This window comes from Paucibacter sp. B51, assembly GCF_027863535.1.
Classification (GTDB): Bacteria; Pseudomonadota; Gammaproteobacteria; order Burkholderiales; family Burkholderiaceae_C; genus Paucibacter_A; species Paucibacter_A aquatilis.
In genome coordinates this window covers 108,659-132,268 of sequence record NZ_JAPIVN010000002.1, presented here as the reverse complement: position 1 = coordinate 132,268, position 23,610 = coordinate 108,659, and the positions used below count along the sequence as shown (strand labels likewise).

Genomic DNA, 23,610 nt, shown 5'->3' with positions numbered 1-23,610 from the left:
TTCGGAGCAGCTCAGATGATCTCGATTCAATTGCCGGACGGTTCCAAACGTGAGTTTCCCCAGGCTGTGACCGTGGCCGAGGTGGCCGCCTCCATCGGCACCGGCCTGGCCAAGGCCGCCCTGGCCGGCCGCGTGGGGCAGGGCGATGCGGCGCAGCTGGTCGACACCAGCCACCTGATCGAGGCCGATACGCAGCTGGCCATCATCACCGACAAGGATGCCGATGGCCTGGAGGTGATCCGTCACTCGACCGCCCACTTGCTGGCTTATGCCGTCAAGGAGCTGTTCCCCGAGGCGCAGGTCACCATCGGCCCGGTGATCGAGAACGGCTTCTACTACGACTTCAGCTACAAGCGCCCTTTCACGCCCGAAGACCTGGCTGCCATCGAGTCGAAGATGAGCGAGCTGGCCAAGAAGGACGAGAAGGTCACCCGCTCGGTGCTGCCGCGCGATGAGGCCGTGGCCTATTTCAAGAGCATCGGCGAGGCCTACAAGGCCGAGATCATCGAGAGCATCCCGGCCGACCAGGCCGTGTCGCTCTATGCCGAAGGCAAGTTCACCGATCTGTGCCGCGGCCCGCATGTGCCCTCCACCGGCAAGCTCAAGCACTTCAAGCTGATGAAGGTCGCCGGTGCCTACTGGCGCGGGGATCACCGTAACGAGCAATTGCAGCGCATCTACGGTACGGCCTGGGCCAGCAAGGACGATCTGCAAAAGTACCTGATGCTGCTGGAAGAGGCCGAAAAGCGCGACCACCGCAAGCTGGGTCGCGAGCTGGACCTGTTCCACATCGACGAGCATTCGCCGGGCACGGTGTTCTGGCACCCCAAGGGCTGGACGGTCTGGCAGGAGGTGGAGCAGTACATGCGCCGCGTCTACCGCGAGAACGGCTATCTGGAGGTCAAGGGCCCGCAGATCCTGGACAAGGGCTTGTGGGAGAAGACCGGCCACTGGGACAAGTACCGCGAGAACATGTTCACGACCGAATCGGAAAAGCGCGACTACGCACTCAAGCCGATGAACTGCCCGGGTCACATCCTGATCTACAAGCAAGGCATCAAGAGCTACCGAGATCTGCCACTGCGCTACGGTGAATTCGGCCAATGCCATCGCAACGAACCGACGGGTGGCCTGCACGGCATCATGCGCGTGCGAGGCTTCACGCAGGACGACGGGCACATCTTCTGCACCGAGGACATGATTCAGGGTGAGGTCATGGCCTTCACCACCTTGCTGCAAAAGGTCTACAAGGACTTCGGCTTCAGCAACATCATCTACAAGCTCTCCACCCGCCCCGAACAACGCATCGGCAGCGATGAAAGCTGGGACAAGGCCGAGGCGGCGCTGGCCGAAGGCCTGCGTGCTTCGGGCTGCGAGTTCGAGTACCTGCCGGGCGAGGGCGCCTTCTACGGCCCCAAGATCGAGTACACGCTGAAGGATGCGCTGGGCCGGCCCTGGCAGTGCGGCACCATCCAGGTTGACCCCAATCTGCCCGAGCGTCTGGATGCGGAGTTCGTCGGTGAAGATGGCTCGCGCCACCGCCCGGTGATGCTGCACCGTGCCATCGTCGGCAGCCTGGAGCGTTTCATTGGCATCCTGATCGAGCAGCATGCCGGCGCCTTGCCAGCATGGCTGGCGCCGACCCAGGTGGTGGTGGCCAATATCACGGATGCGCAGGCCGATTACGTCGCTGAAATCGTGAAATCGCTGCAAAAACAAGGGCTTAGAGTCCAGTCCGATTTGCGGAACGAGAAAATCACGTATAAAATCCGCGAGCATTCTTTGCAAAAGGTTCCGTACATCCTCGTCGTCGGTGACAAGGAAAAGGCAAACGGAGCTGTTGCGGTGCGCGCCCGTGGCAACCAAGACTTGGGTGTGATGCCCCTGAATGACTTCATTGCGAAGGTCACCCAGGACATCGCCAACAAGGTCTGACGGCTGTCAGACCGGCGCGCTTTTGCTTTGTTTGAGCCTCCCGCCTTGAGGCTCGTTGAAGGGTATGCACCATCGCTACATTTGCTGACCGTCGAGCCATTCCTGAGCGTAAGCATCGGCTGAATCGCGAAATCATGGCTCCTGAAGTCCGTCTCAACGGGCCTGATAACGAGCCGCTCGGAATTGTGAGCATCCACGAAGCCCTGCGCATGGCAGGCGAACTGGATGTGGACGTTGTCGAAATCTCCGCCACCGCGACGCCGCCTGTGTGCCGCCTGATGGACTACGGCAAGTTCAAGTACATCGAGCAAAAGCGCGCTGCCGAGGCGAAGTCCAAGCAGAAAGTCATCGAAATCAAGGAAGTCAAGTTCCGCCCGGGTACGGACGAAGGCGACTACCAGATCAAGATGCGCAATCTGCGCCGCTTCATCGCCGAGGATGGTGACAAGGGCAAGGTCACGCTGCGCTATCGCGGTCGTGAAATCACCCACCAGGACATCGGCATGCGCTTGCTGGAACGCATCCGCGATGAGCTGTCGGATGTGGCCGTGGTGGAAAACATGCCCAAGCTGGAAGGCCGGCAGATGATCATGGTGCTGGCGCCGAAAAAGCGCTGATCACCCAGGCCCGCGGCAAGGCGGGCCCTGTCGCCTCGCAAGGGGCGCAATTGAAAGCGGGCCGTGGCCCGTTTTCAATTGATGGTTTGGTTTGACAAGCGGTCTGAAGAGATCGTTTGCACATAGTCTGGCCCGCTGATTTGGTCGTCGGCGGGCTTATTAGTCTCCTGGGGGCTGGCAAGTGTCACGAGGCCCGTGACCGCCTTCAGGGACGCACTTAAAAGGAGCACTCAAATGCCCAAAATGAAGACCAAGAGCAGCGCCAAGAAGCGCTTCCGCGTCCGCCCGGGCGGTACCGTCAAGCGCGGTCAGGCGTTCAAGCGCCACATCCTCACGAAGAAGTCCACGAAGAACAAGCGCCACCTCCGTGGCTCTGCGGCCGTGCACGAAACCAACATGGGCCACATGGCTCAAATGTTGCCCTTCGCTGGCCTCTGATCGACTTCTGAAGGAGAAATACTATGCCTCGCGTTAAACGTGGTGTTACCGCTCGTGCCCGTCACAAGAAGGTCTTGGCTCTGGCCAAGGGTTTCCGTGGTCGTCGTAAGAATGTCTTCCGCATCGCCAAACAGGCGGTGATGAAGGCAGGCCAATACGCCTACCGTGACCGTCGCGCCAAGAAGCGTGTGTTCCGTGCCCTGTGGATTGCTCGTATCAACGCAGCAAGCCGCGGTCTGGGCCTGACATACAGCAAGTTTGTGGCTGGCCTGAAGAAGGCTCAGATCGACATCGACCGCAAGGTTCTGGCTGATCTGGCTGTCAACGATCCTGCTGGTTTTGCCAGCATCTTCGCCAAGGTGAAGGCCGCTCTCGCTTAATTGCCCCCTCAGCTGCAAGCCTTGGCTTGTGGTGGCGGCAGCCCCGGCCCCTGGGTTACCAGGCCGGTCGGGGTGAGCACCCTCGAGGCCGACACCAGGGTGTCGGCCTTTTTTATTTGTTGCCCGAATTTTTCTGACAGTCCGCCCGACTGGCACCGCGATGAACGAGCTTGATCAACTGCTGCAGACGGCCCAAGGCGAATTCGCCGCCGCCGCCACTCCCGCCGACCTCGAGAACGCCAAAGCGCGTTTTCTGGGCAAGTCCGGTCGTGTGACCGAGTTGCTCAAGAGCCTGGCCGCTTTGCCGGTCGAGGAGAAGAAGGCCCGCGGTGCCGAGATCAATGTGCTGAAGTCCAGCATCGAGGCCGCGCTGACGGCGCGCCGCCAGGCTCTGGCCGATGCCGAGCTGGAGTTGCAACTGAAGGCCGAGGCGCTCGATGTGAGCCTGCCCGGTCGTGCCCGTGGCACCGGCGGCCTGCACCCCATCACCCGTGCCATGGAGCGCATCGAGTCCATCTTCGGCTCCATGGGTTTTGATGTGGCCGACGGCCCCGAGATCGAGAACGACTGGTTCAACTTCACCGCGCTGAACACGCCGGAGGATCACCCGGCCCGGTCCATGCATGACACCTTCTACATCGAAGGCGGCCATGTGCTGCGCACCCACACCAGTCCCATGCAGATCCGCTATGCGGTTCAGCATGTCAAGAAGCACAAGGCCCTGATCGACGCCGGCCAGCCCATGCCCGAGATCCGCGTGATCGCGCCGGGCCGCACCTACCGTGTCGACAGCGATGCCACCCACTCGCCGATGTTCCACCAGGTCGAAGGCCTGTGGGTGGGCGAGAACATCAGCTTCAAGGACCTGAAGTCGGTCTACCTGAACTTCATCACCTCCTTCTTCGAAACCGATCAGCTGGAGTTGCGTTTCCGCCCCAGCTATTTCCCCTTCACCGAGCCCAGCGCCGAGATCGACATCATGTTCGGCTCAGGTCCGCTGAAAGGCCGCTGGCTCGAGGTCTCGGGTTCCGGCCAGGTGCATCCGCAAGTGATCCGCAATATGGGCCTGGACCCCGAGCGCTACATTGGTTTTGCCTTCGGCTCGGGCATCGACCGCCTGGCCATGTTGCGCTACGGCGTGAATGATCTGCGCCTGTTCTTTGATGGCGATCTGCGCTTCTTGAGCCAATTCAAGTAAGCCCCGCGCGCCGCCATCCACCAGAACACGCTCGAGAGAGCAGAGAAGAAGAGATTTCACATGCAATTCCCTGAATCCTGGCTGCGGTCCTTCTGCAACCCGCCGCTGAATACGCAAGAGCTGGCCGACCTGCTGACCATGTCGGGCCTGGAAGTCGAAGAGCTGCGCCCGGTGGCGCCGCCTTTCCATGGCATCGTGGTCGCCGAGATCCTGGAGGCCGAGCAGCACCCCAACGCCGACAAGCTGCGCGTCTGCAAGGTCAATGCCGGTGCGGCGTTCAATAACGGTGAGCCTCTGCAGATCGTGTGTGGCGCGCCCAATGCGCGCGCAGGCATCAAGGTGCCGCTGGCCACGGTGGGCGCTGAGCTGCCGCCGGGCGAAGACGGCAAGGCCTTCAAGATCGGCGTGGGCAAGCTGCGCGGCGTGGAGAGCTTCGGCATGCTGTGCTCGGCGCGTGAGCTCAAGCTCAGCGAGGAGCATGGTGGCCTGTTCGAGCTGGCGTTGGACGCGCCCGTCGGCCAGAACATCCGCGAGCATCTGAACCTGGACGACACCTTGTTCACCCTCAAGCTGACGCCCAATCTGGCGCATTGCCTGAGCGTGTACGGCGTCGCTCGTGAGGTGTCCGCGCTGACTGGCACGCCGCTGCAGGCACCGGCCATCAGCCCGGTGCAGCCGCAGCACGATGCCAAGCTGCCGGTGCGCATCGAGGCCGCCGATCTCTGCGGCCGCTTCTCCGGTCGCATCGTGCGTGGTGTCAACACGCAGGCCAAGACCCCTGCCTGGATGGTGGACCGTCTGGCCCGTTGCGGCCAGCGCAGCGTCGCGCCCCTGGTGGACATCTCCAACTACGTGATGTTCGAGCTGGGCCGCCCCTCGCACATCTTCGACCTCGACAAGATTGACCGTGAGCTGGTGATCCGCTGGGCCAAGAAGGGCGAGAGCCTCAAGCTGCTCAATGGCAACACCGTCGAGCTGGACGAGACCGTGGGCGTGGTGGCCGATGCCTCGGCGCCCGAGTCTCTGGCCGGCATCATGGGCGGCGACGCCACTGCCGTGTCGGACGACACCCGCAATGTCTACGTCGAAGCCGCCTTCTGGTGGCCCAAGGCCGTGGCCGGCCGTTCGCGCCGCTACAACTTCTCGACCGACGCCGGCCACCGCTTCGAGCGCGGTGTGGACCCGGCCGACACGGCCCTGCATATCGAGCGCATCACCCAGCTGATTCTCGAGATCTGCGGCGGCGAAGCCGGCCCCCTGGACGACCAGATCAGCGCCTTGCCCGAGCGCAAGCCGGTGGCTCTGCGTGTCGCTCGCGCCGCCAAGGTGATCGGCATGCCGGTGACGCAGGAAGACTGCGCCCGCGTTTTCAGCCGTCTGGGCCTGCAGTTCAGCGAGGCGCCGGGCGTGCTGACCGTGACGCCGCCGAGCTGGCGCTTCGATCTGCAGATCGAGGAAGACCTGATCGAAGAAATCATCCGCGTGCAGGGCTACCCCAGCCTGCCCAACACCCCGCCGCTGGCGCCGGTGGTGGCCAAGGTGGCCTCGGAATCGCGCCGCGCCATCCATGCGCTGCGCCATGCCGTGGCAGCTCGGGACTATTTCGAGACCATCAACTTCAGCTTCGTGGAATCCCGCTGGGAGGCCGAGCTGGCCGGCAACAGCCACCCGATCCAGCTGCTCAACCCCATCGCCGCCCCCCTGGCCGTGATGCGCAGCAGCCTGATCGGCAGTTTGATCCAGGCCCTGCGCCACAACCTGAGCCGCCGTGCCAGCCGCGTGCGCCTGTTCGAGATCGGCCGTGTGTTCCTGCGCGACGCCTCGGTGCAGGAGAGCGACAGCAGCATCGCCGGCGTGGCCCAGCCCATGCGTCTGGCGGGTCTCGCATTCGGCCCGGCGGACCAGCCGCAGTGGAGCCAGCGCGATCGCCAGGTCGACTTCTTCGATGTGAAGGGCGACCTAGAAGCCTTGTTCGCGCCGCGCCAGCTGCAGTTCAAGCCGGCCCAACATCCGGCCCTGCACCCGGGCCGCAGCGCCCGCGTCGAACTGGATGGCCGTGACATCGGCGTGATCGGCGAGCTGCACCCCAAGTGGCGCCAGGGCTACGAGCTGCCCAGCGCGCCGGTGCTGTTCGAGCTGGACCTGCCGGCCGTGCTGGAGCGCCAGCTGCCGGCGGCACAGGCGATTCCGCGCCAGCAGTCGGTGCTGCGTGACCTGGCCGTCATCGTCGGCGAACAGGTCAGCCACGATGCGCTGATGCAGACCATTGCAAGCGCCCACGCCGGCCTGATCCGCTCGGCCCGCTTGTTCGACGTCTTCAAGCCCACGCAGGCCAATGCCGAGCTGAAGGACGGCGAGCGCAGCATGGCCGTGCGCTTGGAGCTGCTGGACGACGAGGCCACCTTGACCGATGAGCGCATCGAGCAGACGGTGGCGGCCGTGGTGGCAGCCCTGGCTGAACAACTGGGCGCCCGCCTGCGCGGCTGAGTGCCGCAACGACTGCAAGCAAGGCAAGACGCTGATGACTGCACACGACACCCGGGACGATGACGCGCTCGACGATCAGGCTCTGATCGCCGCGGCCCGCGTTCTGCTGCCCACGCTGGAAACCCCGACCTTGACCAAGGCCGAGCTGGCCGAACTGCTGTTCGACAAGCTGGGCTTGAACAAGCGCGAGTCCAAGGACATGGTCGAGGCCTTTTTCGACATCATCCACAGCACTTTGGTGCGCGGACAGGATGTGAAGCTGTCCGGTTTTGGCAATTTCAACATCCGCCGCAAGGCGCCGCGCCCGGGCCGCAACCCGCGCACGGGTGAAGCCATCCCCATCAAGGCCCGCGATGTGGTCACTTTCCATGCCAGCCACAAGCTCAAGGACGTGGTCCAGGGCGAGGTAGGCGGGGAAGATGACTTCGAGTAGAGTCTGACCTCCCCACCGAAAGCCCTTGATTTGCATGGAAAACGCGCTGCCCGCCATCCCTGCCAAACGTTACTTCACCATCGGTGAGGTCAGCGATTTGTGCGGCGTGAAGCCCTATGTGCTGCGCTACTGGGAGCAGGAGTTCATCCAGCTCAAGCCCATGAAGCGGCGCGGCAACCGGCGCTACTACCAGCACCACGAGGTGCTGCTGATCCGCCGCATCCGCGGCCTGCTCTACGACCAGGGCTTCACCATCAGCGGTGCTCGTAACCAGCTGATGGAAGGCGGCGCTGCCCGCAGCGACGCTGCGGCTTTGGTGTTCAAGCAGGAAGCCGACGAAGCCCAGCGCCTCGAGGACGAAGCCGGCTTCGACGATGGCGACATCGTCGTGCGCGCCACGGCCTTGCCCGGCGGCGCGGGCGCCAGCGCTGGCGTGGCGGCCCTGGCCGCGCAACCGTCGGCCGCCCGCAGCACCGCGGGTCTGGACGAGTTGGCCGGCATGTCGCTGCGTCTCGGCGGCGTGTTGGGTGGGGTTGAACCCCTGACGCTGGCCCAGGTCAAAGAAGAATTATTGGCAATTCGACAAACTCTCTTGCCATGAGCATAAAAATGCTCCTATAATGCAAAGCTCAGTCGGGGCGTAGCGCAGCCTGGTAGCGCACTTGCATGGGGTGCAAGGGGTCGTGAGTTCGAATCCCACCGTTCCGACCATTTAAAATGTGATGACGGGTCAGATGTGAAAACATCTGACCCGTTTTCCATTGGGCTCGGGCATTCGTGTTCAGCGCGGCTACAGCTCCTACTGCCGCTTGGACTCTGCCATCGGCCTGAGCGCTGAGGGCCTGCGGTTCTTGCGCAGTCATTTCCACCCCCATCCCCATCCCCGCATCCTCTCGAGCTCGACTGCTGGTTCTTGTGCCAGCACCGCCAGGGGCTTGTCACGAGCTGTTGCTCAATCCCATTCTTGTTCACCGCCGTGGGTCCGGAGGCGCGGAGTAGAGCGGCTAGACTGCCCCTCGCTTTGATGCAGATCGCCTGGGAGGGTGCATGGGACAACAGAAGAACAGGTTCAGCCGCTACTCGGAGCTGGCTCGCGATCCAGGTACGAGTCGTGCGCCCTGGGCGGCTCCATCGCTGTTCGGTTTGCTTCTGCTGAGCCTGAGCTTGCCGGCGCTGTCCGCGGCCACCGTGAGCGTGTCTCCCAGCGCTGAGGTGGCTGAGTTTCATCAGCTGCGTGTCAGCTTTTCCGAGCCTGTGGTGCCCGCTGGCGATCCGCGCCTGCCTGCGCCGGTGAGTCTGAGTTGCGGCGGCAAAGCCCTGAAGCTGGACGAGGGTCGATGGAACAACGCGCGCGAGTGGGTTTGGCGTGCCGGCAGCCCAGGCTCGGGCGTGGGGCCGGAGCAAAGCTGCGAGGTGCGCGTGCTGGACAGCTTCAAAGCCGTGGGCGGCGCGCTCAGCGGACCGCAGAGCTTCAGCTTTCGCACCGGCCCGGTTCGTTTGCAGCAGGTGCAACCCTGGCCGGGCAGCGAAATTGAGGAAGACCAGCATTTCCTGCTCCGTTTCAACGGCGCCATCAGCGAAACCCAGCTGCGCCAGCGCGCCTGGTGCGAGGTAGAGGGCCTGGGCGAGCGCATCCCCGTGCAGGCGGTGCAGGGTGAGGCGCTGGCTGCCGTGCTCAAGTCGCGCGGTCGCAGCCAGGCGGCGGCACGGCTGCCTGGCAGCCATTGGCTGCTGCACTGCCAGCGGCCGCTGCCGCAGGCCACCAAGATGCGTTTGCTCTGGTCCAACAGCGACGCGGGGCCCCAGGCGGCCGCCAAGCGGCGCGCGGACGAAACCCATGCCTACCAGGTGCGGCGCCCCTTCACAGCGGAGTTCTCCTGCGAGCGCGAACGTGCCAATGTGCCCTGCATGCCGGTGCGGCCGATGCGGGTGCTCTTCAGTGCGCCGGTGCCGCGTGAACAGGCTCTGCAGCTGACGCTGAAATCGGCCTCGGGCCAGCTGCTGAAACCGCTCAAGCCCAAGGGTGAGGAGTCGGCCGAGCTGTCGATGCTGGAGTTTCCCTTTCCGCTGGCCGAGAACGCGGCGTTCAGCCTGCAGATGCCGGTCGGCATCAAGGACATGACCGGCCGGCCTCTGGCCAATGCGGCCAGCTTTCCGCTGCAAGTTGCCACGGGCGCATCGCCGCCGCTGGCCAAGTTCGCAGCCGCACCGTTTGGTGTGATCGAGCGCGCGCCCGGGGGCAAAGAGCCGGCCCTGCTGCCCATCACCATGCGCCATGTGCAAAGCGATTGGGGCGGTGGCGGCGCTGCGCAGGCGCCCGGCGAGATTCGCGTCAAGCGATTGAGCAGCCCCGCCGAGGTGCTGGCCTGGTATGCGCGGGTCAGCCGTTATCACGAGAGCCAGCTCAGCGCGCGTGAGGCCGGCCTGCCCGAGGGGCAGTGGTACGAGATCTTGCAAGAGACCGATGGCCGCGGCCAGCCCGTGGCGCGCAAACAGATGCGTCACATCGCCAGCCGCGAGCTGGCCTTGCTGGACAAAGACCGACAGGCGCAAACGCTCAAGCTGCCGCCGCCCCCGACCCCGCCGCAAGGCGCCGAGCCGCGGCCTTTTGAAGTCATCGGCCTGCCTCTGAATGAGCCGGGCTACCACGTGGTGGAACTGCGTTCGCCGCGCCTGGGCCAGGCCTTGCTGGACAAGACCGCGCCCATGTTTGTGCGCACCGGCGTGCTGGTCACCAACCTGGGCGTGCATTTCAAATGGTCGCGCGAGAACAGCCTGGTCTGGGTGACCCGCCTGGATCGCGGCCAGCCCGTCGAGGGGGCCGAGGTGGTGGTGCACGATTGTGCCGGCAAGCCACTCTGGAGCGGCCGCACCGATGCCCAGGGCCGCGCGCTGGTGCAGCAGGCGCTGCAGCCCCCGGGCTGGGACGACAAGCGTTGCGTGGCCGAGCGCGGCTTCTTCGTGACGGCTCAGAAAGCCGATGCGGCCGGTGCTGCCCCCGACATGGCCTTTGTCTTCAGCAACTGGAACCGCGGCATCGAGCCCTGGCGATTCAATCTGCCGACGATCTATGGCGCCGGCAGCCCCGAGGTGCGCGCTCACACGGTGCTGGACCGCAGCCTGCTGCGCGCCGGCGAGACGGTGTCGATGAAGCATTTCTTCCGCCTGGAGACCCGCCAGGGTCTGAAGCTGGCGGCACCCGAGCAACTGCCCACCAAGCTCAAGCTGACCCATCTGGGCAGCGGCAGCGAAGTCGAGCTGCCGATCAGCTGGCCCAGCCCGCGCAGCGCCAGCTCGCAATGGGTGATACCCGCCGGCGCCAAGCTGGGCAGCTACAGCATCGAGCTGCTGCGCGAAAGTCGCGGCGCCGGCGACGGCGAAGCCCGCAGCTGGATGGCCGGCAGCTTCCATGTCGAAGAGTTCCGCGTGCCCCTGATCAGCGCCACCTTGAGCGCGCCCAAGGCGGTGCAGGTGGCGCCCAAGGAGCTGCGCCTGGGGGCACAGCTCAACTACCAGGCCGGCGGCCCCATGGCCCAGGCGCCGCTCAGGTTCAGCGCCTTGCTGCGCCCGCGCAGCCTGCACTTTGCCGGCTACGAGGAGTTCAGCTTCGAGCCGCCGCGCGGCCTCGGTGAGGCCGCGCGTTTCCAGGACGAAGGCGAGGGCGAGGAGGGCGCCAGCCCGGCGCGCGACACCCGCCTGGTGCTGGACAAGCAGCCCGCCGTCACCGACCGCCAGGGCGCAGCCGAGGCCGTCATCAAGAACCTGCCCGCCCTGAGCCGGCCCAGCGAACTGCTGGCCGAGCTCAGCTACAGCGACCCGAACGGCGAGGTGCGCAGCGTCAACCAGACCGTGGCGCTCTGGCCCTCCAAGCTGGTGCTGGGTCTGCGCACGCGCAGCTGGTCCAACAACCGCGGCAGCCTGGCCTTCAGCGCCCTGGCCCTGGACACGGCCGGCAAGCCGGTGGCCGGCCAGCGCCTGGAGGTCAAGGCGCAGCTGCGCCAGACCCTCAGCAGCCGCAAGCGCATGGTGGGCGGCTTCTATGCCTACGACAACCGCACCGAGATCAAGGACCTGGGCACGGTCTGCAGCGGCAGCAGCGATGCCCAGGGCCTGCTGGCCTGCGAGGCCAAGCTCGAGGTCTCGGGCGAGGTGGAGCTGGTGCTCAGCGCCAAGGACAGCGAAGGCCGGCCCAGCCAGGCGGCAGCCAGCGCCTGGATGAGCCAGGAGGGTGAACTCTGGTTTGCGCAGGACAACGACGACCGCATCGATGTGCTCGCCGAAAAGAAGCGTTATGAACCGGGCCAGACTGCACGTTTCCAGGTGCGCATGCCCTTCCGTGAAGCCACGGCCCTGGTGGCGATCGAGCGCGAGGGCGTGATCGACACCCGCGTCGTCAAGCTGACCGGCCGCGACCCCAGTTTTGAGCTCAAGATCGAGCGCGCCTGGGCGCCCAATGTCTACGTCAGCGTGCTGGCCCTGCGTGGGCGCATCCAGCATGTGCCCTGGTACTCTTTCTTCAGCTGGGGCTGGCGTGCGCCGCGCGACTGGTGGGCCGCCTGGCGCGAAAGCCGCAACATGCCCGCGCCCACGGCCCTGGTGGACCTGGCCAAACCCTCCTTCAAGCTCGGCGTGGCCGCCGTGCAAGTGGGCCTGGCCGAGCACCAGCTGCAAGTCGAGGTCAGCCCGGAGCGCAGCCAGTACGGTGTGCGCGAGACCGTACGCACCCGTGTGCAGGTGACGCAAGATGGCCGCCCGGTGCCCGGGGCCGAGCTGGCATTTGCCGCCGTGGACGAAGGTCTGTTGGCCCTGCGCGGCAACAGCAGCTGGGAGCTGCTGCCGGCCATGATCCAGCAGCGCAGCTGGGGCGTGGACACGGCCACGGCGCAGAGCGAAATCATCGGCCGGCGCCACTACGGCCGCAAGGCGGTGGCGGCCGGCGGCGGCGGGGGCCGCGCGCCCACCCGTGAGCTTTTCGACACGCTTTTGCTCTGGCGCAGCACGGTCAAGCTCGATGCGCGCGGCGAAGCGCTGATCGAGGTGCCGCTCAACGACTCGCTGACCAGCTTCCGCCTGGTCGCCGTGGCCGATGCCGGCAGCCACCAGTTCGGCACGGGCCAGGCCACGGTGAGGGTGACGCAGGACCTGCAAGTGCTGTCCGGCTTGCCGCCGCTGGTGCGCGAGGGCGATGAATTCCAGGCCAATCTGACCCTGCGCAACAGCAGTGCGCGGGCCATGAATCTGCGGGCCGAACTGCAGGCGCAGCCGCAGGTGGCGGCCGGTGCGGCCGCGCTGCCCGTGACGACGCTGCCGGCCCAGACCTTGAAGCTGGCCGCCGGTGAGGCCCGAGAGCTGAGCTGGAGTTTCAAGGTGCCCGAAGGCAGCTCCGGGCTGCAGTGGCAGGCCACGGCCAGCGAGCAGGGCAGCGCCAGTGGCGGCCAGGCCCCGGCGCGTGATCAGCTGCGGGTGAGCCAACGGGTCTTGCCTGCCGTGCCAGTGCAGGTCTGGCAAGCCAGCCTGAGCCAGCTCGATGGCCGCCTCAGCCTGCCCGTGGCGCCGCCGGCCGGTGCCTGGCCGGAAACAGGCGCCAAGCGCGGTGGCGTCAACCTGGTGCTGCAGCGCCGCCTGGGCGGCGATCTGCCGGGGCCGCGGCGCTTCTTCGAGACCTATCCCTACAGCTGCCTGGAGCAGCAAACCTCCAAGGCCCTGGGCCTGCACGATGCGGCGTTGTGGCAGTCGGTGCTGGCGGCCATGCCGTCCTATCTGGACAGCGACGGCCTGACGCATTACTTCCCGCCGCGGCCGGATGAAGCCTCGCGTGGCAGCGAGCGCCTGACGGCCTATTTGCTGGCCGCTTCGCATGAGGCCGGGCGCGACATCCCGCCGGCCCTGCGCGAGAAGTTGCTGCAAGGCCTGACGGCCTATATCGACGGACGCATCAGCCGCAGCAGCTGGTCACCGCGCAGCGCCGAGATCGATGCCGATGTGCGCCGCCTGGCGGTGCTGGAGGCCTTGTCGCGCTACGGCCGTGCCACGCCGGCGGGGCTCAGCACCGTCAATGCCAAGGCTTTGGCGTCCTGGCCGACGGCCGCCGTGATCGACTGGCTCAACATCCACAAGCGCATGGCGCAGGCGCCGCAGCGCGCCCAGCGCCTGGCCGAAGCCCAGGCTTTGCTGCGCAGCCGCCTGAGCTACCAGGGCACGGTGCTGCGCTTCAGCACCGAGGACAGTGATGCCTGGTGGTGGTTGATGGACAACGCCGATGCCAATGCTTCGCGCCTGATGCTGGCCGTGCTGGACGAAGCCGGCTGGGCCGAGGAGCTGCCGCGCCTGCTGCAAGGCAGCCTGGGCCGTCAGACGCGCGGGGCCTGGAGCAGCACCACGGCCAATCTCTGGGGCGTGCTGGCGCTGGACAAGTTCGCGGCGCGTTTCGAAAGCGTCAAGCCCGGTGGCAAGACCGAGGCGACGCTGAGCCCGGCGCCGCTGCAAGCGCTGGACTGGTCGCGCCAGCCCGAGGGCGGCAGCCTGCTGCTGCCCTGGAACAGCGGCAATCTGAACGTGGAGCACAAGGGCGCGGGCAAGCCCTGGCTGACCGTGCAGTCGCTGGCGGCCGTGCCGCTCAAGCAGGCGGCCAGCGCGGGCTACCGCCTGCAACGCACGGTGCAGGCTGTGGAGCAGAAGGTGGCCGGGCGCTGGAGCCGGGGCGATGTGCTGCGCGTGCGCCTGGAGCTGGAGGCGGGCAGCGATATGGCCTGGGTGGTGCTCGCCGATCCGCTGCCCGGCGGCGCAGCCGTGCTGGGCGCCGAACGGGTGGCCGAGCTCAGCCGCAATGCCAAGCCGGGCGATGAAGCGCGCGTGCCGCCCACGTTTGAGGAGCGCAGCCACGAGGCCTGGCGCGCCTATTTCGAGCGCCTGCCGCGCGGCAAGCATGTGCTGGAGTACACCGTGCGCCTGAACAACGCCGGCCGCTTCCAAATGCCGGGCACCCGGGTCGAGGCCATGTACGCGCCCGAGAACTTCGCCGAGCTGCCCCAGGCCTCGCTGGAGGTGGCGCCTTGAGGGGATGCGTTCGCAGGGCCTGGCTGCTGGCCGGCCTGCTGCTCGCCGCGAGCGCGCCGGCCCTGGCGCAGCCCAGCTTTCAGGAGATCAAGGCCGCACATCGGGTGTCGGATCTCACCTTGCTGGACCGGCGCGGCGAGCCGCTGCAGACCCTGCGCCTGGACCCGCAGCGGCGCGCGCTCGACTGGCTGCCATTGAGCCAACTCTCGCCGGCCTTGCTGCAGGCGATCTTGCTGGGCGAGGATCGGCGCTTTTACGAGCACAGCGGTGTCGACTGGAGTGCCGTGGCCAGCAGCGCCTGGGCCAATTTGTGGAACCAGCGCACGCGCGGCGCGTCTACCGTAACCATGCAGCTGGCCGGCTTGATCGACGCCGGCCTGGCCCGCCCGGCGGGCGGCCGCAGCGCGGGCCAGAAGCTGGGCCAGGTCTGGCTGGCGGCCCAGCTGGAACGGCGCTGGAGCAAGGCGCAGATCCTGGAGGCCTACCTCAACAGCGTGCCCTTCCGGGGTGAGCTGGTCGGCATCCATGCGCTCTCGCAAGTGCTGTTCGGCAAACACCCCTCGGGCCTGACGGCGGTCGAGGGCGCCCTGGCCGCCGCCCTGCTCCGCGCGCCCAATGCCGGCGTGGCGGCCTGGAGCCAGCGCGCCTGCGGCCTGCTCAAGCTGCAGGGCCTGGGCTGCGAAGCCGTGGCGGGCCAGGCCGAGGCGGCCTTGCTGCGCCCGGCCGGCATGCCGCTGGGTGAACAGCTGGCGCCCCATTTCGCCCGCCAGGTCTTGCGAGCGGAGGGGCCTGCCCATCAGCGCAGCAGCCTGGATGCGGGCTTGCAGCGCCAGGCGGCCCGCCTGCTCAAGAACCAGCTGGCCGAGCTGGGCGGGCGCAATGTGGAGGACGGCGCCGTGGTCGTGCTGGACAACGCCAGCGGCCAGGTGCGCGCCTGGGTGGGCAGCAGCGGCGCCTTCTCGGCCGCGGCCCAGGTGGACGGCGTGCTGGCGCGGCGCCAGCCGGGCTCCACGCTCAAGCCCTTCATCTACCAGCTGGCGCTGGAGCGGCGCCTGATCACGGCGGCCAGCCTGCTGGAGGACTCCCCGGCGCAGATCAACACCCCGGCGGGCCTCTACATCCCGCAGAACTACGACCGGCAGTTCAAGGGCTTCGTCTCGGCGCGCAGCGCCCTGGGCAGCAGCCTCAATGTGCCGGCCGTGCGCCTGATGGCCATGCTGGGCAGCGATGCCGTGTTCGAGCGCCTGAACCAGCTCGGCCTGCAGCTCAGCGAGACGGCCGGCTTTTACGGCCTCTCGTTGGCCTTGGGCAGCGCCGATGTGACGCTGCTCAACCTGGCCAATGCCTACCGCAGCCTGGCCAATGGCGGCGTGCTGGGGCCGGTTCAGCTGCAGGCGCAGGCGCCGACAGCGCAGTCGGGCCGCCGCCGTGTGGCCGACGCCGGGGCCAGCTTCATCGTCGCCGACATGCTGGCCGACAACAACGCCCGCGCCATCGGTTTCGGCCTGGACAGCCCGCTGGCGCTGGCCAGCTATGCGGCGGTCAAGACCGGCACCAGCAAGGACATGCGCGACAACTGGTGCCTGGGTTTCAGTGATCGTTACACGGTGGGCGTCTGGGTCGGCAATGCCAGCGGTGCGCCCATGCACGGGGTCAGTGGCATCAGCGGGGCGGCGCCGGTCTGGGCCGGCTTGATGCGTTATCTGCACCAAGGGCGGCCCTCGCGTGCGCCGGCGGCGCCGGCCAGCGTGCTGCCGCTGACGGTTCAGTTCGACGGGGTGCCCGAGCCGGCGCGGCGCGAGTGGTTTGTGCGCGGCACCGAGCAGGTGCGCTGGGGCGCGGGCAGCCAATTGCATGCTTCAGCTGAGGTGCAGGGCATTCGCAGCCCGGTGGATGGCAGTGTCTTCGCGCTCGACCCCGACATGCCGCCCCAGGCGCAAAAAATCCGTTTCGAAGGCCAGTCCGGTCAGTGGGAGCTGGACGGCAGGATCCTCGGTCGCGGGCGCCAGCTGAACTGGGCGCCCTGGCCCGGCCGCCATCAGCTGCGCCTGCTGGATTCGCGCGGGCGCGAGCTGCAGCGCCTCAGTTTCGAGGTGCGCGGCGCCCAGCTGAAGCCGGGCGTGCCGCCGCAGCCCGCTCGCGCAGCGCCTCGGCCTTCGCCGGCAGGCCTTCGCTGACCCAGGCTTCCAGCAAGGTGTAGGTCACGGCCAGCACCACCGGGCCGATGAACAGGCCCACCAGGCCGAAGGCCAGGAGGCCGCCGATCACTCCGGCGAAGATCAGCAGCAGGGGCAGGTCGGCGCCTTTCTTGATCAGCCAGGGGCGCAGGAAGTTGTCCAGCGTGGTCACCAACAAAGTCCAGACCAGCAGCACTGTGGCCCAGACGTTGTCGCCGCTCCAGAACAACCAGGCCACAGCCGGCGCCAGCACCAGGGCCGGGCCGATCTGGGCCAGGCAGGCCATCAGCATCACGGCGCTGAGCAGGCCGGCGAAGGGCACGCCGCTGATCCACAGGCCCAGGCCACCGAGCGCGGTCTGCACCAGGGCGGTGACCACAATGCCCAGGGCCACGCCGCGGATGGCTTGGCCGGCCAGGGTGATGACGGCGTCGCCTTGCTCGCCGGCCAGGCGCCGGGCGAAGCGGCGCACATGGAGCACAGCGCTCTCGCCCTCGCTGTAGAGGATGGCCGCGATGGCCACGGTGAGAAGGAATTGCAGTCCGATCATGCCCAGATTGCCGGCCTGGGCGGCCGTCCATTTGAGGCTGCTGCCCACATAGGGCTTGATCATGGCCAGCAGCGAGCTCAAGCCCTCCTGCGCCACCTTGTGCCAGAAGGCTGCCAGGTTCTCGCCGATCACCGGCAGGCTGGCCAACCAGGCCGGCGGTTCGGGGATTTGCGCATCCAGCAGCTTGGGCGCCCAGGCCATGACCTGATCGGCATGGGTCACGACGGTGGACAGCGCAATCGACAAGGGCACAAACAGCAGCAGCAGCAGGCCCAGCACCATCACGCCCGTGGCCAGGCTGCGCCGGCCCCAGAGCCGGGCCTGCAAGCTCTCCATCAGCGGCCAGGTGGCCACCACCACCATGGTCGCCCAGACGCTAGCGCCCAGAAAGGGCTGCAAGACCCACAAGGACGCAAAGATCAGCAAGGCCACGGCCAGCACGGCCAGCAAGATGCGAGTGATGTCCTGGCGCGGCGCGTCGGGCGGGGGCGAGGAAGGCTGGGGCGAAGAAGGCTTCATGGTCGACAGGTTCGGCACTTAGGCCGGCAGCAGCGTTGGGCCCGATTCTCGGGCCAGAACGCTGCCGCGCCTTCGACCTCAGCTCAAGCGGCTGCGCAGGCCGCAGGCTCAGGGGTGCTCATTGCGCGCGCGGATCACCAGGTCCACCAGGTCCGAGCCGCCGCTGGCGAAGTTGTTGCTGGCGTTGTGCGCGCTCTGCACGGCGACGGCATAGGGCTGGCCGTCCCAGTAGCCCCAGAAAGCGCCGCCGCTTTGGCCGGGCCAGACATCGCCACGATGGCTCATGCTTTCATGTGAATCCGGGCTCCAGAAGTCACCGTCCAGGGCGATGCCGTCCTGCCAGATCGGGCGCTGGCCGCCCGTCAGGTCGCCGGGATAGCCGACATGGGTCCAGTAAGCGCCGCCGTCCCAGCTGTCGCTGTAGGACTTGGTGCCCAGCCAGCCGGTGGCATTGCCGACATTGCGATCCAGCACCACCACGACATAGTCGAACTTCGCCTCGTTGCTGTCGATGGTGGGCGGCGTCACCTTGACCTTGAAGTAGGTGCGCACGCCGTAGGCCGTGCCGTAGGGGGCGCTGCCGTTGTAGTACATGGGCGTGAATTTGAGCCAGCCCGTGGTGTTGTTGGGCCGCCAGTCAATCACATGCGAACAGGTCAACAGGTGGCGTGGGCCCACCATCACGCCGCTGCCATTGCCCAGCGGGCTCTCCACCCGTCCGTTGCAGCGCCAGGGGTAGGCGTTGCTGTAGAACACGCGCCGGCCGTCCGCCCCAAAGATGGTCTTCGTCCCGGCTTGCGGCTCGGGCAGGTAGTCCAGACGTTCGATGAACTTGGGCCGACGCAGGCTGGCCGGCTCCAGGCGGGCCGTGAACTCGACATCGACATGCTCGGGAATGAAGGCTTCGGTGCCGGCTTCAATGCCCTTGTCGCTGAGCGCGGCGCTCTTGCTCAGGGACTTGATCTCCACGGCTTCGGTGCCGCGCGGATAGCTGCGCCCATCGACTTCGATCATGGCTGGGGCCTGGCTCAGCAATTTTTCGCTGAGGCCGGCCGGCAGGCGGGCGCTGGCTTTGCGTGACTTGAGCTTGAGCACCGCTTCTTGCAGGCTCGGGGCGGGAAACTCGCGGCTCAGTTCCAGATGTTCTTCCATGGTGCAACTCCCAAGAATTGGCCCGCGCAGGGCAGGGCCAGAGGCAGGCCGGCTCGAGGTGAGCGAGGCCGACCGGGTTGAGTGAAATGACATGGCGAGGGCGTTGAAATCAACGCAGCTCTACGCGGGCGCGCATCTCGCATCCAAAGCGAAGAATCGCTGCGTGGGGCCCGTGGTGCAGCCAGCATCGGGCTGGGCATCGCAGCGAAGGCCGGGCCGTGGCTGCCCTGGCTGAAGGCAGATCGCGGTGCTGGCCGGGCGGCTGTTGTGCGGGCTTGGCAGCTCCAACTGCCGCGGCCCGTACCGCTCCGATGCACATGCTAGGCCGACCGCTTGGGCTCACAACCCCTAGCTTCTGGCTTGCCAGGCACGGACGGCGGGCCGTGCTCGACTTCGGTGAAAATTCCCTGCATGTCCAAGAAAACAGCCCATGTCAGCGAGACCCCGGCCACGCAGTTCCTGCGTCAGCGCCAGATCGCCTTCAGCGAACATGTCTACGACTATGTCGAGCATGGCGGTACCGCTGAAAGTTCGCGTCAGCTCGGTGTGCCCGAGCACCAGGTCGTCAAGACCCTGGTGATGCAGGACGAACGCGCCCAGCCCTTGATCGTGCTGATGCATGGCGACCAGAAGGTCAGCCTGAAAGAGCTGGCACGCCAGATCCCCTGCAAAAAGGTCGAGCCCTGCAAGCCCGAGGTGGCGCAGCGTCACAGCGGCTATCTGGTCGGCGGCACCTCGCCTTTTGGCACGCGCAAGACCATGCCGGTGTACGTCGAGGCCAGCATCCTTGCGCTGGAGCGCATCTGCATCAATGGCGGGCGGCGTGGCTACCTGGTGGGTTTGGACCCGCGGGTTCTGCCGGAGCTGCTGCAGGCGCGGGCGGTGCAGTGCGCCAGTGCAGAATAGCGTCCCATGCAAGACACTCTTTTCCCTCTCCTGGCCGCGCTTGTCGGCTACCTCGTCGGTTCCCTGTCCTTTGCCGTCATCGTCAGCCGGGCCATGGGCTTGTCCGATCCGCGCAGCTACGGCTCGGGCAACCCCGGTGCCACCAATGTGCTGCGCTCGGGCAACAAGGCCGCGGCGATTTTGACCCTGGTGTTTGACGCGCTGAAAGGCTATGTGCCGGTGCTGCTGGTGCTGCAGTTCGGCGCCCGTTTCGGTCTCGGCGAGGGCACGGCGGCTCTGGTCGGCCTCGCTGCATTCCTGGGCCATCTGTGGCCGGTGTTCTTCCGCTTCGAAGGCGGCAAGGGTGTGGCCACAGCGGCCGGTGTGATCCTGGCGCTGAACCCGGTGCTGGGTGCCGCCACGCTGCTGACCTGGCTGGCGATCGCCTACTTCACCCGCTACTCGTCCCTGGCCGCCATCGTCTCTGCTGCGTTTGCGCCCATCTACGAGATGTTCGGCTGGGGCACCGGCCCCAATGTCGGCGTGCTGGTGCTGATGGGCCTGCTGCTGGTCTGGCGTCACAGCGCCAATATCAAGAAGCTGATGAATGGCACCGAAAGCCGTCTGGGCCAGAAGGCGGCCGTGGCACCGCCCGCCGGCAGCAGCAAGAAACACCCGCATGGTCCCGAGGCAGCCCATGCCCACGGCCATTCGCACAAGCATCCCAAGAAGAAGGAAAGGCAAGCAACCAAATGACGACGATCCAACGTTTTGATGTCGGCGCCCGCATGTCCGAGATGGCCGTGCACAACGGCGTGGTCTACCTGGCCGGTCAGGTGCCGGAAGACGCCAGCCAGGACATCACCGGCCAGACGGCCCAGGTGCTGGCCATGATCGACGCTCTGTTGGCTCGTGCCGGCAGCGACAAGAGCAAGATCCTGCGTGCGCAGATCTACATCGCCGACCTGGCCGATTTCCCCGGCATGAACGCCGCCTGGGACGCGTGGGTGGTACCCGGCCACACGCCGCCGCGCGCCACGGTCGAGGCCAAGCTGGCCCGGCCGGAGTGGAAGGTCGAGATTGTTGTGACCGCTGCGGTTTGAGCGGCCATTCTCAAGACAACAAGAAGGCGGGGTCGAAATGAGTCGACGCCGCCTTTTTTCTTTTGGGGCTGTGGCCTGGCGCGAGCTCTGGCCGCTGCTGGCGATCGTCGCCGTGGTGTGGGGGCTGAGCACTTGGGCCCGCCAAGGCCTGCATGAGGGCCAGGCGCAAAGCCTCCGGGAGAGGGCAAAGCCGGGCGATATCGTGATGCTGTCCAGCCGCAGCTGTGCCTACTGCAGCCAGGCACGCGAGTGGTTTGAAGCGGAGCGCATTCCCTACGCCGAGTGCTTCATCGAGAGCAATGCGCAGTGCGCGCAGCGTTTCCGGGAGACCCTGGCACAAGGCACGCCCACCTTCCTGGTCCGAGGTCAGGTCATCGTGGGTCTGGATCGGGCGCGGATGGTGGCGCTGCTGGAGCAGGCGGGGGCTGTGCAGCGCTAGCTTTGTCGCTGGCACCGGTGTGTGCGAACTCAGGCGGCCCGCAAGCATGCGGGCCGTCCTGAACGAGGCAGGCAAAGCCGCGCAGGCGGCCATACAAGACCTTCAGCCGTCCCGCAAGCATGCGGGCCGTCCTGAGTTAGCCACAAGGTCCTGCGCAGGCAGGACCTTGTGCGCGAACTCAGTCCTCGCTGCTGAAGACGAGTTTGACTTCGTGGCTTTGCTTTTCGCCGTTGCCTTCGAAGCGCCACTCCATCAGGGCTTCGGTCACGGCGCGGTCAAAGATGCGCGGCGGTTCGGATTCCAGGATCTGCACATCGATGACCTTGCCGTCGGGGCCGATGTTCATCTTGGCCTTGACCGAGCCGGTCTTGATGTTCTTCTTGGTTGCAGCCGCGGGGAACTCAGGCGGCACCTTCTTCAGGACCTTGGGGGAGGCCGTGGCGCTGGTCGCGATCAGGAGGGCGCCGAGCAGGCCAGCCGATGCGCGCAGCATCTGGGTGAGCAGCGTGGGTCGATTCGAAGGGGTCATGTCTTTCCTCTGCTGTGGTCTTGAAATGAGTGGCAAAACTGGGTGTCGCTCTGCACTCAGTGATGGGTGCGGAAGAAGCCGACCGCTTCCAGCAAGCGCGAGGAACTGCTGGTCAGCGCTTCGGTCGAGTGGCTCAGCTCACTCACCAGGCTGGCGTTCTGCTGGGTGCTGCGATCGAGTTCGTTCATGGCGTTGTTGACGATGCCGACGCCCGCAGCCTGTTCCTGGGCCGAGTGCGAAATTTCCTCGATCAGCTGGCCCATGTCGTTGACTTCGTTGACCACGCTGCTGATGGTTACGCCGGCGTTGTTCACCAGATCGGTGCCGGTTTCCACCTTGACCGTGGATTCTTGGATCAGCACCTTGATTTCCTTGGCGGCGGAGGCGGCGCGCGAAGCCAGGGCGCGCACTTCCGAGGCCACCACGGCGAAACCGCGGCCATGCTCGCCGGCGCGCGCCGCTTCCACGGCAGCGTTCAGGGCCAGGATGTTGGTCTGGAAGGCGATGCCGTCGATCACGCCGATGATGTCGCCGATCTTGCGCGAGCTGGCGCTGATCTCTTCCATCGTCGCCACAACCTGGGCCACGGCCTTGCCGCCGGCGCTGGCTGAATTGCGGGCCTTGCTGGCAATGCCGGCCGCCTTGCGGGTCAGTTCGCTGGCGCCGCTGAGGTTGGCGGCGATCTGCTCCACCGATGCGGCGGTGGTCTGCAGGCTGGAGGCCGAGCGCGCCGTGCGATCGGACAGATCGTTGTTGCCGCTGGCAATCTGGCTGGAGCTCTGGGCCACATCGGCGGCGGCCGCGCTGACGCTGCTGACCACGCCGGACAGCGCCTCCTGCATGCCTTGCATCACTTCCAGCATCTGCCCCAGTTCATCACTGCCAGCGGCGCCCACGCTGTGCGTGAGATCGCCATTGCGGATGGCGTCGGCCGCGGCCTGGGCCTGCTTGACCGGGTTGATGATGGAGCGCGAGATCGCCAGGCCGCCAGCGCCTCCGATCACCACGGCGGCGATCACCAGCACCACGGTCACCAGCACCGAATTGCGGGCCAACTCGCCACCGGCCACGGCCAGATCATGGGCGTTCTCGAACTGCATATCCACCAGGCCCTTCAGGCCGTCCTGATAGGCTTGTTGGGCCGGGCGCACATCGGTGATCAGACTCTCGCGCGCCTCATCGGGGCTGCCGTCCTGCTGCACCTTGCGGAACTTGTTGACCGAGGCAAAGAACTTGGCCTGGGCTTCCTTGACCTTCTCGACCTGAGCGGTTTCTTCACTGCCGTCCAGACTGCTTTGCAGGCTGGAGAGCTGTTTCTCGCTCTCCTGCACGGCGCCGTCGATGGCGGCTTTCTGCTTTTTGATCTGCCGGGCTTCGTCCAGCAGCAGCAGATCGCGTGCGGCGCGGGCGATCACATTGACATTGCCTTCCAGCGAGTTCGCTGCGGCGATCTTGACCAGGCTCTGATTGGCCGTGGTGTCCAGATCCTTGGCCAGGCGGTTGGCGCTGTAAGCGCCATAGCTGCCGATGATGATCAGCAAGACGATCAAGACGGCATAGCTCAAGCCCAAGCGCTGGCTGATACGCAGTTTTGAGAGAAGACTCATGGCGGGCGCTTTCTTCCTAATGACAACAAACATCCACGGCTGACGCTGCCACCCTGTTATTTCTTGTGTGTGCAGCCTACCCGTGGATCTTCGGCAGGCTGCTGG

The 23,610-nt window shown here is 66.3% G+C and carries 17 protein-coding genes, 1 tRNA gene and 1 pseudogene; 15 read left to right on the top strand and 4 right to left on the bottom strand.

Annotation, left to right across the window (positions count from 1 at the left end):
- The first annotated feature begins 15 nt into the window (after window positions 1-15).
- From thrS to pbpC, 11 genes and pseudogenes are all read left to right on the top strand, one after another.
- On the top strand, window positions 16-1,935 hold the full coding sequence (gene thrS, locus OOB33_RS21550) for a threonine--tRNA ligase (RefSeq protein WP_102766469.1): 1,920 nt from the start codon (window positions 16-18) through the stop codon (window positions 1,933-1,935).
- A 71-nt stretch (window positions 1,936-2,006) separates the two neighbouring features.
- A complete protein-coding gene (gene infC, locus OOB33_RS21545; RefSeq protein WP_102766470.1) occupies window positions 2,007-2,552 on the top strand; it encodes a translation initiation factor IF-3 in 546 nt (181 codons plus the stop codon).
- A 234-nt stretch (window positions 2,553-2,786) separates the two neighbouring features.
- The gene (gene rpmI, locus OOB33_RS21540; protein WP_102766471.1) at window positions 2,787-2,990 is read left to right on the top strand and encodes a 50S ribosomal protein L35; all 204 of its coding nucleotides are present in this window, start codon (window positions 2,787-2,789) and stop codon (window positions 2,988-2,990) included.
- Between the two features lie 23 nt (window positions 2,991-3,013).
- On the top strand, window positions 3,014-3,370 hold the full coding sequence (rplT, locus tag OOB33_RS21535) for a 50S ribosomal protein L20 (RefSeq protein WP_102766472.1): 357 nt from the start codon (window positions 3,014-3,016) through the stop codon (window positions 3,368-3,370).
- Between the two features lie 160 nt (window positions 3,371-3,530).
- Entirely contained in the window at window positions 3,531-4,568 is a 1,038-nt protein-coding gene (gene pheS / locus OOB33_RS21530) for a phenylalanine--tRNA ligase subunit alpha (protein ID WP_271010162.1), read from the top strand.
- Window positions 4,569-4,628: 60 nt separating this feature from the next.
- Window positions 4,629-7,055 (top strand): phenylalanine--tRNA ligase subunit beta, encoded by a 2,427-nt coding sequence (gene pheT, locus OOB33_RS21525; protein WP_271010161.1) that lies wholly within the window; start codon window positions 4,629-4,631, stop codon window positions 7,053-7,055.
- A 34-nt stretch (window positions 7,056-7,089) separates the two neighbouring features.
- Window positions 7,090-7,488 carry an integration host factor subunit alpha gene (locus OOB33_RS21520; RefSeq protein WP_102766625.1) on the top strand — a complete coding sequence of 133 codons (399 nt, stop codon included), beginning with the start codon at window positions 7,090-7,092 and terminating at the stop codon, window positions 7,486-7,488.
- A gap of 34 nt (window positions 7,489-7,522) precedes the next feature.
- Window positions 7,523-7,855: pseudogene (locus tag OOB33_RS21515) on the top strand (MerR family transcriptional regulator); the annotation flags it as partial.
- Between the two features lie 267 nt (window positions 7,856-8,122).
- Window positions 8,123-8,199, top strand: a tRNA-Pro gene (locus OOB33_RS21510).
- Between the two features lie 336 nt (window positions 8,200-8,535).
- The gene (locus OOB33_RS21505; protein WP_271010160.1) at window positions 8,536-14,544 is read left to right on the top strand and encodes an alpha-2-macroglobulin family protein; all 6,009 of its coding nucleotides are present in this window, start codon (window positions 8,536-8,538) and stop codon (window positions 14,542-14,544) included.
- On the top strand, window positions 14,541-16,721 hold the full coding sequence (gene pbpC / locus OOB33_RS21500) for a penicillin-binding protein 1C (RefSeq protein WP_271010159.1): 2,181 nt from the start codon (window positions 14,541-14,543) through the stop codon (window positions 16,719-16,721). Before OOB33_RS21505 ends, pbpC begins: the two co-directional genes overlap by 4 nt.
- Here pbpC and ydiK read toward each other — a convergent pair.
- Window positions 16,627-17,790, bottom strand: a complete 1,164-nt coding sequence (gene ydiK / locus OOB33_RS21495) for an AI-2E family transporter YdiK (RefSeq protein WP_271010158.1) — start codon at window positions 17,788-17,790, stop codon at window positions 16,627-16,629. The genes pbpC and ydiK overlap by 95 nt on opposite strands.
- A 108-nt stretch (window positions 17,791-17,898) precedes the next feature.
- Window positions 17,899-18,942: a trypsin-like serine peptidase gene (locus OOB33_RS21490; protein WP_271010157.1), complete on the bottom strand. Its 1,044-nt coding sequence runs from the start codon at window positions 18,940-18,942 to the stop codon at window positions 17,899-17,901.
- A 411-nt stretch (window positions 18,943-19,353) separates the two neighbouring features.
- Here OOB33_RS21490 and ybaK point away from each other — a divergent pair, with 411 nt between their 5' ends.
- Genes ybaK through OOB33_RS21470 form a run of 4 tightly spaced genes read left to right on the top strand, consistent with a single transcriptional unit; the run spans window position 19,354 to window position 21,369 of the window.
- The gene (gene ybaK, locus OOB33_RS21485; RefSeq protein WP_102766480.1) at window positions 19,354-19,848 is read left to right on the top strand and encodes a Cys-tRNA(Pro) deacylase; all 495 of its coding nucleotides are present in this window, start codon (window positions 19,354-19,356) and stop codon (window positions 19,846-19,848) included.
- A 6-nt stretch (window positions 19,849-19,854) separates the two neighbouring features.
- Window positions 19,855-20,583 (top strand): glycerol-3-phosphate 1-O-acyltransferase PlsY, encoded by a 729-nt coding sequence (gene plsY, locus OOB33_RS21480; RefSeq protein WP_171826985.1) that lies wholly within the window; start codon window positions 19,855-19,857, stop codon window positions 20,581-20,583.
- Window positions 20,580-20,930: a RidA family protein gene (locus OOB33_RS21475; protein ID WP_102766482.1), complete on the top strand. Its 351-nt coding sequence runs from the start codon at window positions 20,580-20,582 to the stop codon at window positions 20,928-20,930. The genes plsY and OOB33_RS21475 overlap by 4 nt, the downstream gene beginning before the upstream one ends.
- Window positions 20,931-20,967: 37 nt before the next feature.
- On the top strand, window positions 20,968-21,369 hold the full coding sequence (locus OOB33_RS21470; protein ID WP_133155077.1) for a glutaredoxin family protein: 402 nt from the start codon (window positions 20,968-20,970) through the stop codon (window positions 21,367-21,369).
- 178 nt (window positions 21,370-21,547) lie between these two features.
- Here OOB33_RS21470 and OOB33_RS21465 read toward each other — a convergent pair whose 3' ends face one another.
- A complete protein-coding gene (locus OOB33_RS21465; protein ID WP_102766484.1) occupies window positions 21,548-21,898 on the bottom strand; it encodes an energy transducer TonB in 351 nt (116 codons plus the stop codon).
- A gap of 56 nt (window positions 21,899-21,954) precedes the next feature.
- On the bottom strand, window positions 21,955-23,505 hold the full coding sequence (locus OOB33_RS21460; RefSeq protein WP_165794437.1) for a methyl-accepting chemotaxis protein: 1,551 nt from the start codon (window positions 23,503-23,505) through the stop codon (window positions 21,955-21,957).
- Window positions 23,506-23,610: the final 105 nt, after the last annotated feature.